General features: G+C 71.5%; 11 protein-coding genes. 9 read left to right on the top strand and 2 right to left on the bottom strand.

Annotated features, from left to right (window positions below):
• Positions 1 to 65: 65 nt before the first annotated feature.
• Positions 66 to 506 (bottom strand): DUF2267 domain-containing protein, encoded by a 441-nt coding sequence (locus tag ACKTSN_RS08705; protein ID WP_409468558.1) that lies wholly within the window; start codon positions 504 to 506, stop codon positions 66 to 68.
• Here ACKTSN_RS08705 and ACKTSN_RS08700 point away from each other — a divergent pair.
• The 8 genes from ACKTSN_RS08700 (at position 466) to lpdA (ending at position 12295) form a co-directional block, all read left to right on the top strand.
• On the top strand, positions 466 to 2292 hold the full coding sequence (locus tag ACKTSN_RS08700; protein ID WP_409468557.1) for a gamma-glutamyltransferase family protein: 1827 nt from the start codon (positions 466 to 468) through the stop codon (positions 2290 to 2292). The two genes, ACKTSN_RS08705 and ACKTSN_RS08700, sit on opposite strands and share 41 nt — an antisense overlap.
• 114 nt (positions 2293 to 2406) lie before the next feature.
• Positions 2407 to 3252, top strand: a complete 846-nt coding sequence (locus ACKTSN_RS08695; protein ID WP_409468556.1) for an inositol monophosphatase family protein — start codon at positions 2407 to 2409, stop codon at positions 3250 to 3252.
• 109 nt (positions 3253 to 3361) lie between these two features.
• Positions 3362 to 4771 (top strand): phytoene desaturase family protein, encoded by a 1410-nt coding sequence (locus ACKTSN_RS08690; protein ID WP_409468555.1) that lies wholly within the window; start codon positions 3362 to 3364, stop codon positions 4769 to 4771.
• Positions 4768 to 5277, top strand: a complete 510-nt coding sequence (locus ACKTSN_RS08685; RefSeq protein ID WP_409468554.1) for an O-acetyl-ADP-ribose deacetylase — start codon at positions 4768 to 4770, stop codon at positions 5275 to 5277. Before ACKTSN_RS08690 ends, ACKTSN_RS08685 begins: the two co-directional genes overlap by 4 nt.
• Before the next feature lie 287 nt (positions 5278 to 5564).
• Entirely contained in the window at positions 5565 to 9509 is a 3945-nt protein-coding gene (locus ACKTSN_RS08680; protein WP_409468553.1) for a glycoside hydrolase family 2 TIM barrel-domain containing protein, read from the top strand.
• A gap of 107 nt (positions 9510 to 9616) precedes the next feature.
• Positions 9617 to 10258: a phosphoribosyltransferase gene (locus ACKTSN_RS08675; protein WP_409468552.1), complete on the top strand. Its 642-nt coding sequence runs from the start codon at positions 9617 to 9619 to the stop codon at positions 10256 to 10258.
• Positions 10259 to 10284: 26 nt separating this feature from the next.
• Positions 10285 to 10710 (top strand): CBS domain-containing protein, encoded by a 426-nt coding sequence (locus ACKTSN_RS08670; protein WP_409468551.1) that lies wholly within the window; start codon positions 10285 to 10287, stop codon positions 10708 to 10710.
• Positions 10711 to 10882: 172 nt separating this feature from the next.
• A complete protein-coding gene (gene lpdA / locus ACKTSN_RS08665; protein ID WP_409468550.1) occupies positions 10883 to 12295 on the top strand; it encodes a dihydrolipoyl dehydrogenase in 1413 nt (470 codons plus the stop codon).
• Positions 12296 to 12329: 34 nt separating this feature from the next.
• On the opposite strand, the gene ACKTSN_RS08660 is transcribed toward lpdA, so the two are convergent.
• Positions 12330 to 12692, bottom strand: a complete 363-nt coding sequence (locus tag ACKTSN_RS08660) for an ArsR/SmtB family transcription factor (RefSeq protein ID WP_129800329.1) — start codon at positions 12690 to 12692, stop codon at positions 12330 to 12332.
• A gap of 68 nt (positions 12693 to 12760) precedes the next feature.
• Here ACKTSN_RS08660 and ACKTSN_RS08655 point away from each other — a divergent pair, with 68 nt between their 5' ends.
• Complete coding sequence (locus tag ACKTSN_RS08655) at positions 12761 to 14776, top strand: heavy metal translocating P-type ATPase (RefSeq protein ID WP_409468549.1); 2016 nt, start codon at positions 12761 to 12763, stop codon at positions 14774 to 14776.
• Positions 14777 to 14821 lie beyond the last annotated feature (45 nt).

The raw sequence follows: 14821 nt of genomic DNA, 5'->3' as shown, positions 1-14821 counted from the left end.
GCCTGTGCTGCCGGCGAAGAGGACCTTGGCGAGTTCTTCATCCAGCGACTGGCGGATCTTGTCCGTCAGCGATCCCTGGGTTGCCTCTCCACGACCTCGATCACACACCGGGCCTCGTACACGGCCTTCGGGTAGTCCGCGCCGGCTCGCTGCGCGACGCGGTCGAAGAACTCCCGGCGGCTCATCCGGACGCCGGTCTGCGGAACGTCCGGCGCAGACGCCACCCGGCGCAGGTGCTCCCCCACCTCTGGTGGCAGCTGAGCAGCCAGGTTCTCCGCCAGTGAGGTCGGCAGCGCCGCGGCTGTCCGCCGGAGGCGGGGAAGAGGGGGCGCAGGGCGATCGATAGCCTGCCGGAGGAGCGGACGGAGGAGAGCGCTGACCCGAACTCCCCGGATTCTCCCCAGGACTGACCCTGAGCGCCCATCGGTCTGGCCGATGCGCGCAAGAGCGAGGTGAGAGGCCCGTATGTTCACCACCCGCCCCACCCTCCAAGGCACCTTCGGCATGGTGTCCTCCACTCACTGGCTGGCCTCGCAGTCGGCGATGGCGGTCCTGGAGGACGGCGGCAACGCCTACGACGCCGCCGTGGCGGGCGCCTTCGTGCTGCATGTCGTCGAGCCGCACCTGAACGGGCCCGCCGGTGAGGTGCCGATCCTGCTCGCTCCGGCGGGCGGCGAGGTGCGGGTGCTGTGCGGGCAGGGCGTGGCGCCGGCCGGAGCGACGGTCGCGCACTACAGGGGACTCGGTTTGGATCTCGTACCCGGTACCGGACCCCTCGCGGCGGCCGTCCCCGGTGCGTTCGACGCCTGGATGCTCCTGCTCCGCGACCACGGCACCAAGCCCCTCGCCGACGTCCTGAAGTACGCCATCGGATACGCGGAGCACGGGCACGCGCCCGTGGAGCGCGTCGGCGAGACCGTCGAGACCGTGCGCGAGCTGTTCGAGACCGAGTGGACCACGTCCGCCGAGGTGTATCTGCCGGGTGGCCGGGCACCCCGGCCCGGCCAGCTGCTGCGCAATCCCGCACTCGCCGCCACCTGGCAGCGGCTGCTCGCCGAGGTCGCCGGGGCGGGGGACCGCGAGGCGCAGATCGAGGCGGCACGGCAGGTGTGGCGCACCGGTTTCATCGCCGAGGCGCTGGTACGGCAGGTACACCGGCCCACCCTGGACACCAGCGGTAAGCACCACACCGGCACGCTCACGGCCGCCGACCTCGCCGACTGGTCCGCGACCTACGAGGCGCCGGTGACGTACGACTGGAACGGCTGGACCCTGTGCAAGGCCGGCCCCTGGAGCCAGGGCCCGGTCCTCCTGCAGCAGCTCGCGCTGCTCCCGCCCGAACTGCCCCCGTACGGCTCCGCGGACTACGTCCACCTGCTGATCGAGGGCTGCAAACTCGCCATGGCCGACCGGGAGGCCTGGTACGGCGACGCGGCCGAGGTACCGCTCGACGAGCTGCTGTCGGGCGCCTACAACGCGGCACGGCGGGAGCTCGTGGCCGACACGGCGTCGTACGAGCTGCGGCCCGGGAGCCCGGAAGGGCGCACCCCGCGGCTGTGCGCCCACGCGCGCGGCGCCGCCACCGGCGTGGCGGGCCTCGGCGCGCCGGGGGCCGGAGAGCCGACGGTCGCCAAGAGCCCGACGGCTCCGGTGCCGGGCGAACCCGACGTCGCCGCCGACGGCGGTACCCGCGGCGACACCTGCCATCTCGACATCGTCGACCGCTGGGGCAACATGGTCGCCGCCACGCCCAGCGGCGGCTGGTTGCAGTCCAACCCCGTCGTGCCCGAGCTGGGCTTCCCGCTCGGTACCCGGTTGCAGATGGCCTGGCTGGAGGAGGGCCTGCCGAACTCGCTCACCCCGGGGCGCCGGCCCCGCACCACCCTGACGCCGTCCATCGCCCTGCGGGACGGAACGCCGGTCATGGCGTTCGGCACGCCCGGTGGCGATCAGCAGGACCAGTGGCAGTTCCACTTCTTCCTGGCGGTCGCCCTGCGTGCCCCGGTACGCGGCGGCCTCGACCTCCAGGGCGCGATCGACGCTCCGAACTGGCACAACGACAGCTTCCCCGGCTCCTTCTACCCACGCGGGATGCGCCCGGGAAGCGTCACGGTCGAGGCGCGGACGGGCCCCGCTGTCGTGGCGGAGCTGCGGCGGCGCGGCCATGACGTCACGGTCGGTGACGACTGGTCCGAGGGCCGACTGTGCGCGGTGGCCCGGGACCCGGAGAGCGGCATCCTGTCGGCGGCGGCCAATCCGCGGGGGATGCAGGGATACGCGGTGGGCCGGTGATGTCCTGAATGTCCCTTGCCCGCGGTGGGGCGCGGCATCGGGAGTTCATGCCGATTCCACCCGTAGTGCACTGGCCGGGTAGGGATTGTCAGTGGCGCGTGCTCTCATGGAGGCATGATCGAAGACAGCGAAACCATCGACGAGTTTCTCGCCCGCCACTCGGCCGACGTGGAGGAGGCGGTCCGCAAGGCCGCCGCGGCCGAGATCCTGCCGCGTTTCCGTCAGCTGGCCGCCCACCAGGTCGACGAGAAGAGCGGCCCGCACGACCTGGTGACGGACGCCGACCGCCTGGCCGAGCAGTACCTCACCGTGGCGCTCGGCGCGCTCCTGCCCGGCTCCGTGGTCGTCGGCGAGGAGGCGGTGCACGCCAACCCCGCGTCGTACGAGGCGGTACGGGGCGACGCCCCGGTCTGGATCGTCGATCCCGTCGACGGCACCCGCCAGTTCGTGCACGGCGACGACGGCTTCTGCACCCTGGTCGCGCTCGCGCAGAGCGGCGTCCTGCTCGCCTCGTGGACGTACGCCCCCGCCCGCGACCAACTCGCCACGGCCGTACGAGGACAGGGCGCGTTCCTCGACGGCGAGCGGCTGTTCGCCGGCTCGCCCGCACCCGGACGGGACCTGAGGATCGCCACGTCCCACCCGGACTACACGACGGCCGAGGAGAAGCGCGCCCTGCTCGGCCTGTGGACGGACGGCGTCGCACCCCGCGACTGCGGTTCGGCGGGCCTGGAGTATCTCGCCGTCGCCCGCGGCGAGTTGGACGCCACGGCCTTCTCGTGGGAGGCGGCATGGGATCACGCGGCAGGCCTGCTGCTGGTCGAGGAGGCGGGCGGCGCCCACCTGACCCGCACGGGTGAGCCGTTCCGCATCACGGGCGGCAACGCCCTGCCGTTCACCGCGGCCCGCGACGCGGCGACGGCACGCCGGGTGGCGGGGCTGCTGGCGTCGTCGGTCTGAGCCTGGAGCATGCCGCCGGGGCCACCCCGTCGCCGAGCACTGTCAGTACCCCGGCATATCCTGATCCTCAGTGGCCATCGGCTGACGAAGGGGTCCGAAGGTGCCGTCGATGCTCGATGCGGTCGTGGTGGGTGCGGGGCCGAACGGACTGACCGCTGCCGTGGAGCTGGCCCGCCGCGGGTTCTCCGTGGCCGTCTTCGAGGCCCGGGACACGATCGGCGGGGGAGCGCGCACCGCAGAGCTCACCCTGCCCGGCTTCCGTCACGACCCGTGCTCGGCGGCGCACCCGCTCGGCATCAACTCACCCGCGTTCCGCACCCTGCCCCTGGACCGCTACGGCCTGGAATGGCTCCACCCCGAGCTGCCCATGGCCCACCCCTTCACCGACGGCACCGCCGCGGTCCTGTCCCGGTCGGTCGGCGAGACGGCCGCCTCCTTCGGCCCGCGCGACGCGGGGGCGTACCGCAGGCTGGTGGCGCCCTTCCTGCCGCACTGGGACACCCTCGCCCGCGACTTCATGTCCCTGCCGCTCACCGCGCTGCCCCGCGACCCGGTGACTCTCGCCCGGTTCGGCCTGGTCGGGCTTCCCCCGTCCACCTGGCTGATGCGGCGCTTCAGCGACGAACGGGCCAAGACGCTCTTCGCCGGTCTCGTCGCCCATGTGATGGCCCCGCTCACCGGTCTCGCCACCGGCGCCATCGGCCTGGTCTTCGCGCTCGCCGCGCACGCCCGCGGCTGGCCCGTGGCCCGCGGCGGCTCCCAGTCCATCTCGGACGCCCTCGCCGCATACCTGAAGGACCTCGGCGGCACGGTCCACACCGACTACGAGGTCAAGCGCCTCGACGACCTGCCGCCCGCCCGGGCGTACGTCTTCGACACCTCACCCACCGCCCTGGCCCGCATCGCGGGCTTCGGCCGCTACTACGAGGGCTACCGGTACGGCCCCGGCGTCTTCAAGGTCGACTACGCCCTGGACGGCCCGGTGCCGTGGACCGCCGAGGAGCCGCGCAGCGCCGGAACCGTGCAGATCGGCGCCGACACGGGGGAGATCGGCACCGCGCTGCGCGCCGCCTCGCGCGAGGGCCGCGCGCCCGACCGGCCGTTCCTCATCACCGTGCAGCCCAGCGTCGCCGACCCCACCCGCGCACCGGCGGGCCGGCATGTCTTCTGGGCGTACGGCCATGTCCCCAGCGGCTGGACCGGCGACCTCACCGACGCCATAGAACGCCAACTGGAGCGCTTCGCCCCGGGATTCCGCGACCGCGTCCTCGCCCGCGCCACCGCCGGCCCGCCCGAACTCGCCGCCCACAACGCCAACTACGTCGGCGGCGACATCGCCTCCGGCGCGGTGTCCGGACTCCAGACGCTGCTGCGCCCCAGGCTGTCCCTGTTCCCGTACAGCACCCCGCACCCGGCCGTCTTCATCTGCTCCTCGGCCACCCCGCCGGGACCCGGTGTGCACGGCATGTCCGGGCACAACGCCGCGAAGGCCGTCTGGAAGAGACTGAGGCAGACATGACCACCATCAGGCTGGTCCAGGGCGACATCACCCAGGAGAGCGCCGACGCGATCGTCAACGCGGCCAACTCCTCGCTGCTCGGTGGCGGAGGAGTGGACGGCGCCATCCACCGGCGCGGCGGCCCGGCGATCCTCGAGGAGTGCCGGGCGCTCCGCGCCTCCCGGTACGGCAAGGGCCTGCCCACGGGCCAGGCGGTCGCCACCACCGCAGGGGATCTGAACGCACGCTGGGTGATCCACACGGTCGGCCCCGTCTACTCCGAGCAGGAGGACCGCTCCGCCCTCCTCGCCTCCTGCTACCGCGAGTCCCTGCGCGTGGCCGACGAGTTGGGCGCCCGCACCGTCGCGTTCCCGGCCGTCTCCGCCGGCATCTACGGGTGGCCGATGGACGACGCGGCCCGCATCGCGGTGGAGACGGTGCGAGCCACGGAGACGGAGGTCGAGGAGGTCACGTTCGTCCTCTTCGATGAGCGAGCGTACGAGGCGTTCGCTGCGCAGCTCCGTTGATGGAACCGTGGTTCATCTCACCGATCGCGCCTTAGCCCCCTGCACACCTGCCGGACGTGTCGCCGTCTTGTCCGAGCCCCCCATCAGGAACACACAAACTCCGACGGGGTAATTGCTTCGGTTGTGTTCGAAGTTCTAGGGTGAGCCAGGCTGCAGCAGCCGACTCCGTCATCACGAACCGCGATCCGTAACGCCGTCAACTGCTGTCTCAGCACCGTGAGTTCACCGTGAGTTGAGCCGCTCCCAGTTCGTGCAGCGCACTGTTCGTTCCGAGGAAGGACACGGTCATGCCGCACCCGCACGCGTTTCCCGCCGATCAGCCGGCTCGCCCCGAGCAGCGGGCCTTCGTCAGTCGCCGTCGACTTCTGGAGTCCGGGGCCGCCGTCCTCGGCGCGCTCGCCCTGTCCTCGCCCGCCCGGGACGCCGCCGCGCACACCGCCGGCCGGAGCGCGGCGGCGGACGGCTCCCCCGAGTGGAACGGGAACATCGGAGTCTTCCGGCTGGGCACCGAGCCGCCGCACACCACCCTCATGCCGTACGCCGACGTCGAACAGGCCCTGGCCGCCGACCGCACCCGCTCGCCGTACCGGCAGAGCCTGGACGGACAGTGGAAGTTCGCCTACGCCGACCGCCCCGACGACCGGGACACCGACTTCCACCGCACCGACCTCGACGACAGCGACTGGGACAGCATCCCCGTCCCCTCCGTCTGGCAGATGCACGGCTACGACCGCCCGATCTTCGTCAACATCACCTACCCGTGGTGGGGACCCAACGGGCTCGGCGAGGAGGCGCAGCCCCCTGCGGCGCCGACGCGGTACAACCCGGTGGGGCAGTACAGACGGACCTTCACCGTGCCGCGCGGCTGGGCGGGCCGGCGGACCTTCCTGCACTTCGAAGGGGTCAAGTCCGCGCATTACGTGTGGATCAACGGGAAGTTGGTGGGGTACGCAGAGGACTCGTTCACCCCCGCCGAGTACGACATCACCCCGTACCTCACATCGGGCACCAACCAGATCGCCGTGGAGGTGTACCGCTTCTCCGACGGGGACTGGCTCGAGGACCAGGACATGATCCGGCTGAGCGGCATCTTCCGCTCGGTGTACCTTTTCTCCGCCCCGGTCGTGCACCTGCGCGACTTCAAGCTGGACACCCCGCTGAGCGACGACTACACGGCCGCCGAACTGTCCGTCACCGCGAGCGTGCGCTCGTACGGGGGGCGGAGCGAGGGCGGCTACTCCGTCGAGACGCAGCTGTACGACTCCCGCGGCCACGCCGTCTGGTCAAGGCCGCTCCAGCAGGCCGTCGACCTCGCGTCCTCCCCCGCCGACGAGGACGTGACCGTCCAGGCGAGCAGAGCCGTGCCCGCGCCCAGGCTGTGGTCCGCCGAGCACCCGAACCTCTACACCGCCGTGCTCCGCCTCCGCGACCCGGCCGGAAAGGTGATCGAGACGCTCTCGCACCGCGTCGGCCTCCGCGAGTTCGCGCTCAAGGACGGGCTGATGCGGATAAACGGCCAACCCGTGTCCTTCCGGGGCACGAACCGGCACGAGATGCACCCCGACAGCGGCATGGCGCTCACTCGTGCGCACATGGTCGAGGACATCGAGATCATCAAGCGGATGAACATGAACAGCGTCCGCACCTCGCACTACCCCGACAACCCGCTGTGGTACGAGCTCGCCGACGAGTACGGCCTCTACCTCGTGGACGAGACCAACCTCGAGACCCACGGCATCCGCGACGAGTACCCGGGCAACCACGCCGACTGGACCAAGGCGTGCGTCGCCCGGGCCCAGAGCATGGTCCACCGCGACAAGAACCACGCCTCGGTGGTCGTCTGGTCGCTCGGCAACGAGGCCGGGGGCGGCAGCACGTTCGTCGCCATGCGCGACTGGATCAAGTCGTACGACACCACCCGCGTCGTCCAGTACGAGGGCGACGACCGGCCGACGATCAGCGACATCCGGTCGGAGATGTACGACAGCCCCTCCCGCGTCGAGCAGCGCGCGAAGGACACGAACGACACCCGGCCGTACGTCATGATCGAGTACGCCCACGCGATGGGGAACTCGAACGGCAACCTCAAGAAGTACTGGGACATCGTCCGCCGCTACGACGTCCTCCAGGGCGGCTGGATCTGGGACTTCGTCGACCAGTCACTGAGCTGGCCCGTGCCCACGCGGAAGATCCTCACCGAGTCCGGGCCCGGCAGGCTGCCCGGTGAGATCCTCACCGCGAGCGGCACCTTCGACCGTGCCAAGGGCGTCTTCGGCGCCACCGTCTTCCCCCGCGACGAGCGCCTCGACCTCACGGGCTCGCTCACCCTGGAGGCCTGGGTCACCCCGCACTTCACCGGCTACCACCAGCCCATCCTCGCCAAGGGCGACACCCAGTACGCCCTCAAGCAGACGAACCGAACCCTGGAGTTCTTCATCTACGGCGGCGGTCAGTGGATCAGCGCGAGCTGGGCCCTCCCGGACGGCTGGACCGGCAGTGAGCACCACATCGCCGGTGTCTTCGACGCCGACGCCGGCACGCTGACCCTCTACGTCGACGGCGCGGTGAAGGCCACCCGGACCACCACGCGGAAGCCCAGCAGCAACACCGCGCCTCTCTCGCTCGCCACCGACGTGGACAACCCGACCCGGGAGTTCAGCGGCACGATCCGCCGCGCGCGCGTGTACGCCCGTGCGCTGAGCGCGGGCGAGCTCGGCTCCGACAGCCGCGGTCCCGGTGACGAGGGTGTGCGGTTCTGGTTCGACGCGGCCACCGTCGGACTCGCCGAGAAGAGGCCCCGCGACAAGACCTTCTTCCCGTACGGCGGTGACTGGGGCGACAACCCCAACGACGGCACCTCCAACGCGGACGGCATCGTCACCGCCGACCGCCGGCACACCGGCAAAGCGGCCGAGATCAAGCAGATATACCAGGCCGTGGGCGCGGCGCCGGCCTCCGGTGACTCACTGGCTCCCGGAGCCGCGGTCACCCTCACCAATGAGTACCTGTTCACCAACCTCCGTGATTTCGACGGCAGTTGGGCCCTCGTCGCGGACGGAGAGGTCGTGCAGCGCGGAAAGCTGAGCCGCACCCAGCTGGACGTCCCTCCGCTCAGCAGCAAGGACATCACGGTGCCGGTGAAGTTGCCGGAGGACCCGGGTCCGGGCGCCGAGTACTTCCTCCAGCTCTCCTTCACCATCAAGGAGTCCACCCCGTGGGCGAAGGCCGGCTTCGAGGTGGCCAAGCAGCAGCTTCCCCTCGACGCCGACAGCCCGGCCGTGACGCCCGTACCGCTGGAGAGCGTGCCGGCGCTGCGGTACGAGGAAGGGGACAACGACGTCACGGTGCAGGGCAAGGGCTTCTCCGTCACCGTCGACAAGGGCAGCGGCGTCATCACGTCGTACGAGGCCGGGGGCACCCGGCTCATCACTTCCGGGCCCGTGCCGAACTTCTGGCGGGCGCCCACCGAGAACGACCGCGGCAACGGCCAGCACACCCGCAACCAGACCTGGCGCGACGCCGGGGCCCGGCGCACCGTGACGGACGTGAGCGTGCGCGCCCTGCGCGACAAGGCCGTGGAAATCAAGGTCAGCGGGACGCTGCCCACCACCGTCGAGTCCACGTACAGCACGACGTACACGGTGTTCGGCAACGGCGAGATCAAGGTCGACAACACCCTCCACCCGGGCGCGGCGTCCCTGCCGTACATCCCGGAGGTCGGCACGCTGCTGTTCCTGCCGGGGCGTTTCGAGCGTCTGCGCTACTACGGCCGCGGGCCCGAGGAGAACCACTGGGACCGCAACGACGGCACCGACGTGGGCGTGTACTCCGGGACCGTCTCCGGGCAGTGGACCCCGTACATCCGCCCGCAGGAGAACGGCAACAAGACGGACGTCCGCTGGGTCGCGCTCACCGACCGGGGCGGCTCCGGTCTGCTCGTCTCCGGTGAGCCGCTGCTGGAGTTCAACGCCTCGCACTTCACCCCGGAGGACCTGTCGTCCGGGGTGCGCCACGACTACCAGCTCACTCCGCGGGACGAGGTCGTCCTGCGCGCCAACCACCGGCAGATGGGCGTGGGCGGCGACAACAGCTGGGGCGCGCACACCCACGACGAGTACAAGCTGTTCGCCGACCGCGACTACTCCTTCACCTACCGGCTGCGTCCCCTCACCGACGTACGCCGGGCGACGGCGGCGGCCCGTCGGCCCACGGCCGGGGACTTCTCCGGGTAGCCGCCGGTCCCGCCGGGCGACACCCGTGATCGTCGGTGTGTCGCCCGGCGCCCTGTGGAAACCCGTACCGACACAGGGCGAGACGAGCAGCAGGCAGGTGGTGGGACATGAGTTTCCGAGACCGCGCGCACGCCGGCCGGGAGCTGGCCGAGCATCTGCGCATCCTGCAGGAGAAGGGCACCCTCCCGGACCCTGTCGTGCTCGCCCTGCCCCGCGGTGGCGTCACGGTCGCCCGGGAGGTCGCACGGGCGCTCGGCGCCCCGCTCGACGTACTCGTCGTCCGCAAGATCGGCGCGCCTGCCCACGAGGAGTTCGGCGTCGGAGCGATCGCCGGCGACGACCCCCCGTTGTTCGACGCCCGGGCCCTGGACCAGCTGGGCCTGACCGAGGAGGAGCTCGCCCCGGTGGTGGCCCGGGAACGGGCCGAACTGCACCGGCGCGAGCAGCGCTACCGGCAGGGCCGCCCCGCCGCCGAACTGAAGGGACGTACCGCGATCGTCGTCGACGACGGGCTGGCCACCGGATCGACCGCCCGCGCCGCCGTGCAGGCCGTGCGCCGGCGCGAGCCCGAACGGGTGGTCGTGGCCGCGCCGGTCTGCTCGCACGAGGCGACCGACCTGCTGCGCGGCGACGCCGACGACGTGGTGTGCCTAATGCGGCCGAGCCCGTTCCACGCGGTCGGGCTCTGGTACGAGGACTTCGAGCAGCTGACGGACGACGACGTGCTGGACGCGCTGCACGGCAGCTGAGCCGGCCGTACCCCCAGGAGGTGTTCATGACCAGGCAGATACGCGACGTGATGTCGCCCGGCACGGCCTCGGTCGAGCCGATGACCACCGTGGCGCGGGCGGCGCGTCTGATGCGCGACCAGGACATCGGCGACGTCCTGGTGGCCTACGACTGTGATCTGTTCGGCGTCCTCACCGACCGCGACATCGCGGTCCGGGCCGTCGCCGAGGGCCTCGACCCGAACATCACCACCGTCGGCTCGCTGTGCACCCGGCCGCCCGTGGTGACCCTCGCGCCCGACGACACGACCGACCACGCCATCGAACTGATGCGCAAGCACGCGGTGCGCAGGATCCCCGTCGTCGAGCACGGCGGCTGCCCCATCGGCATGATCAGCCTCGGTGACCTCGCCACCTCCGAGGACCCGCACTCCGCCCTGGCGGACATCAGCCGGGCCGCCCCCAACCACTGAACCCCACGCCGCGGCTGAGACTCGCGTCATGTCATAGGGATCAGTGTGGCGAGGAGCAAGGCGGGGCGAAAGAATCAGAGCCTGTGTCACATCCCCGGCCGGGGATGTGACACAGGCTCTCACGCACCACACCCGGCCAACCGCTCTTCACCACACCGAAAGGGACCTCCGCATGGACGAGCAGGACGAGCGCTTCGACGTCGTCGTTCTCGGAGCGGGCCCCGGCGGGTACGTCGCCGCCATCCGCGCCGCCCAGCTGGGCAAACGTGTCGCCGTCGTCGAGGAGAAGTACTGGGGCGGCGTCTGCCTGAACGTCGGCTGCATCCCCACCAAGGCCCTGTTGCGCAACGCCGAGCTCGCGCACATCGTCACCCGTGAGGCGAAGACCTTCGGCATCAAGGCCGACGGACAGATCACCTTCGACTACGGCGAGGCGTTCCGGCGCAGCCGCAAGGTCGCCGACGGCCGGGTCAAGGGCGTCCACTACCTGATGAAGAAGAACAAGATCACGGAGTACGACGGGCGCGGCACGTTCGTCGACCCGAACGCCCTCCAGATCACCGGCTACGACGGCGAGACCCGCACCATCGGCTTCGACCACTGCATCATCGCCACCGGCGCCACCCCGAAGCTGCTGCCCGGCACCCGCCGCACCTCACGCGTGGTGACGTTCGAGGAGCAGATCCTCGCCGAGGAACTGCCGCAGTCGATCATCATCGCGGGCGCCGGCGCGATCGGTGTCGAGTTCGCCTACATCCTGCACAACTACGGCGTGAAGGTCACCGTCGTCGAGTTCCTGGACCGCGCCGCCCCCCTCGAGGACGCCGAGGTCTCCACCGAACTCGCCCGCCAGTACCGCAAGCTGGGCATCGACGTGCTCACCTCGACCCGCGTCGACGCCATCGACGAGTCCGGCCCGCAGGTCCGCGTCACGGTCACCGCGAAGGACGGCTCCCAGCAGATCCTCGAGGCCGACAAGGTCCTCCAGGCCATCGGCTTCCAGCCGAACGTCGAGGGCTACGGGCTGGAGAAGACGGGCGTGAAGGTGACCGAGCGCGGCGCGATCGACGTCGACGGCCGCTGCCGCACCTCCGTCCCGCACATCTACGCCATCGGCGACGTCACCGCGAAGCTGATGCTCGCGCACGCCGCCGAGGCCATGGGTGTGGTCGCCGCCGAGACCATCGCGGACGCCGAGACGATGGAGCTCGACTACGTGATGATCCCGCGCGCCACGTACTGCCAGCCGCAGATCGCCAGCTTCGGCTACACCGAGGCGCAGGCCCGCGACCTCGGCTACGACGTCAAGGTCGCCAAGTTCCCGTTCACCGCCAACGGCAAGGCGCACGGCCTCGGCGACACCACCGGCTTCGTGAAGCTGATCAGCGACGCGAAGTACGGCGAGCTGATCGGCGGCCACCTCATCGGCCCCGACGTCACCGAGCTGCTGCCCGAGCTGACCCTGGCCCAGAAGTGGGACCTCACCGTCCACGAGGTGGCCCGCAACGTCCACGGCCACCCGACCCTCGGCGAGGCGATCCAGGAGGCCGTGCACGGCCTGGCCGGCCACATGATCAACATGTAGGGGCGTTCAGCAGTCGTGACGCCGCCGGTACGTGCTACTCGGCGGCGTCGCTGATTCCGAGCCGCAGATGCTCCACGTGGTACACGGCCTGGTCGAGGAGCTGGGCGACATGGTCGTCGTGCAGCGCGTACACCACCGACCGGCCGCGACGCTCGCCCACCACCAGGCCGAGATTGCGCAACAGCCGCAGCTGGTGCGAGCACGCGGACTGCTCCATGCCCACCTCGGCCGCCAACTCGGTGGCGGGCAGCGGGCCTTCGCGCAGCCGCGCGAGGATCAGCAGCCGGGACGGGGTGGACAGGGCCTGGAGCGTGGTGGCCACCTTCGCGACGTTGTCCGCGTCGAGACGTACGCGTTCCGTGGTGTCCTGCGCGGCGGTGACGGCTCCATGACCCATGACCGCTATCCTACCCACCCCGCATGAACGAATGAACGAGTCTTCATGTGTTCCTGTATGGTGGCCCTGTGTCAGCGACTCTTGCGCCCCATCCGGCCCCCACCCGCACCTCGACGGCACCCCGCCGCCGCACTCGGATCCTCGCCCTGCCCGAGGCCCGCTGGGCCCTCGCCGCCCTCATGACGTTCCTGGCGGGACTCGCCCTGGACCTGGGCGGGGCCCCCGCCTGGGCGTTCGCCCCGCTGTACGCCGTCGCCTACGTCACCGGCGGCTGGGAACCGGCCCTCGAAGGACTGCGGGCCCTGCGCGACAAGACCCTCGACGTCGACCTGCTGATGATCGTCGCGGCGCTGGGCGCGGCCGCCATCGGCCAGGTCCTCGACGGCGCCCTGCTGATCGTCATCTTCGCCACCTCCGGCGCCCTGGAGGCGCTGGCCACCGCCCGCACCGCCGACTCCGTGCGCGGCCTGCTCGACCTCGCGCCCACCACCGCGACCCGCGTCACCGACGAGGGCACCGAGGAGACCGTGCCGACCGGCGACCTCACCGTCGGCGATGTGCTGCTGATCCGCCCGGGCGAGCGCATCGGCGCCGACGGCCAGGTCCTGGACGGCACCAGCGAGGCCGACCAGGCGACCATCACCGGCGAACCCCTCCCGGTCGTCAAGCGCCCCGGCGACGAGGTCTTCGCCGGCACCCTCAACGGAACCGGCTCCCTGCGCGTCCGGGTCGAACGGGACCCCGCCGACTCGGTCATCGCCCGCATCGTGACCCTGGTCGAGGAGGCCTCCCGCACCAAGGCGCCGACCCAGCTGTTCATCGAGAAGGTCGAACAGCGTTACGCGGTCGGCGTGGTCGCCGCCACGCTCGCCGTCTTCGCCGTACCGCTCGCCTTCGGCGCGAACCTCACCGACGCGCTCCTGCGCGCCATGACCTTCATGATCGTCGCCTCCCCGTGCGCGGTCGTCCTGGCCACCATGCCGCCCCTGCTGTCCGCCATCGCCAACGCCGGCCGGCACGGCGTGCTGGTCAAGTCGGCCGTCGCGATGGAACGCCTCGGCGAGATCGACACCGCCGCCCTCGACAAGACCGGCACGCTCACCGAGGGCGCCCCCGAGGTGACGGACGTACGACCGCTGCCGGACTCCGGCCTCGACGAGAACCGGCTCCTCGCCCTCGCCGCCGCGGCCGAGCATCCCAGCGAGCACCCGCTGGCCCGCGCGATCGTGGCCGCGGCCCGCGCCCGGGACCTGCCGATCGCGCCCACCGAGGAGTTCACGGCCGTCCCGGGCCGCGGGGTCACCGCCGTCGTCGGCGGGCACAAGGTGAGCGTCGGCCGAGCGGAGGCCCTGGCCGATCCCGAGGACGGTGCGACGGTCCGTGCGGAGGCCCTGGCCGATCGCGAAGACGGTGCGACGGTCGGCGCGGAGGCCCTGACCGGTCGCGAGGACGGCGCGACGATCGTCCTGGTCGTCCGCGACGGCAACCCCGTCGGCACGCTCGCCCTCACCGACCGCCTCCGCCCCGAGGCCGCCGCGACCACGGCCGCCCTCACCGCCCTCACCGGCACCGCCCCCGTCCTGCTCACCGGCGACAACGCACACGCCGCCGCCCGTGTCGCCGAGGCCACCGGCCTGACGGACGTCCGCGCGGACCTGCTGCCCGAGGACAAGGTGAACGCCGTACGCGACCTCCAGGACAGCGGCCGCAAGGTGCTCTTCGTCGGAGACGGCGTCAACGACGCGCCCGCTCTCGCCGCTGCGCACTCCGGCGTGGCGATGGGCCGCGCCGGCTCCGACCTGGCGCTGGAGACCGCGGACGCCGTCGTCGTACGCGACGAACTCGCCACCGTCCCCGCGACCGTACGGCTCTCCCGGGCCGCCCGCCGACTGGTCCTGCAGAACCTGGTCATCGCGGGCACGTTCATCACCGTGCTCGTGGTGTGGGACCTGGTTGGCCATCTGCCGCTGCCGCTCGGCGTCGCCGGACACGAGGGCTCGACCATCCTGGTAGCGCTGAACGGGCTCCGGCTGCTGCGCGAATCCGCGTGGCGATCCGGGCCGGTCCAGGACAGCCGAGGTTGATGTCGGATTCCCGCCAGCCCCAACCCGGCCGCTGGTCGATGCTGG

Origin of the sequence: Streptomyces flavusporus (assembly GCF_046267975.1) — a bacterium.
In the GTDB taxonomy this organism is placed as follows: domain Bacteria; phylum Actinomycetota; class Actinomycetes; order Streptomycetales; family Streptomycetaceae; genus Streptomyces; species Streptomyces flavusporus.
This window is presented reverse-complemented; position numbering and strand designations above follow the sequence as displayed.

Bases quoted from the DNA above. Each gene is read 5' to 3' on its own strand.
- ACKTSN_RS08675 (WP_409468552.1), top strand. From the start codon at position 9,617: ATGAGTTTCCGAGACCGCGCGCACGCCGGCCGGGAGCTGGCCGAGCAT.
- ACKTSN_RS08690 (WP_409468555.1), top strand. From the start codon at position 3,362: ATGCTCGATGCGGTCGTGGTGGGTGCGGGGCCGAACGGACTGACCGCT.
- ACKTSN_RS08685 (WP_409468554.1), top strand. From the start codon at position 4,768: ATGACCACCATCAGGCTGGTCCAGGGCGACATCACCCAGGAGAGCGCC.
- ACKTSN_RS08705 (WP_409468558.1), bottom strand. From the start codon at position 506: ATGCCGAAGGTGCCTTGGAGGGTGGGGCGGGTGGTGAACATACGGGCC.
- ACKTSN_RS08680 (WP_409468553.1), top strand. From the start codon at position 5,565: ATGCCGCACCCGCACGCGTTTCCCGCCGATCAGCCGGCTCGCCCCGAG.
- ACKTSN_RS08660 (WP_129800329.1), bottom strand. From the start codon at position 12,692: ATGGGTCATGGAGCCGTCACCGCCGCGCAGGACACCACGGAACGCGTA.
- lpdA (WP_409468550.1), top strand. From the start codon at position 10,883: ATGGACGAGCAGGACGAGCGCTTCGACGTCGTCGTTCTCGGAGCGGGC.
- ACKTSN_RS08670 (WP_409468551.1), top strand. From the start codon at position 10,285: ATGACCAGGCAGATACGCGACGTGATGTCGCCCGGCACGGCCTCGGTC.
- ACKTSN_RS08695 (WP_409468556.1), top strand. From the start codon at position 2,407: ATGATCGAAGACAGCGAAACCATCGACGAGTTTCTCGCCCGCCACTCG.
- ACKTSN_RS08700 (WP_409468557.1), top strand. From the start codon at position 466: ATGTTCACCACCCGCCCCACCCTCCAAGGCACCTTCGGCATGGTGTCC.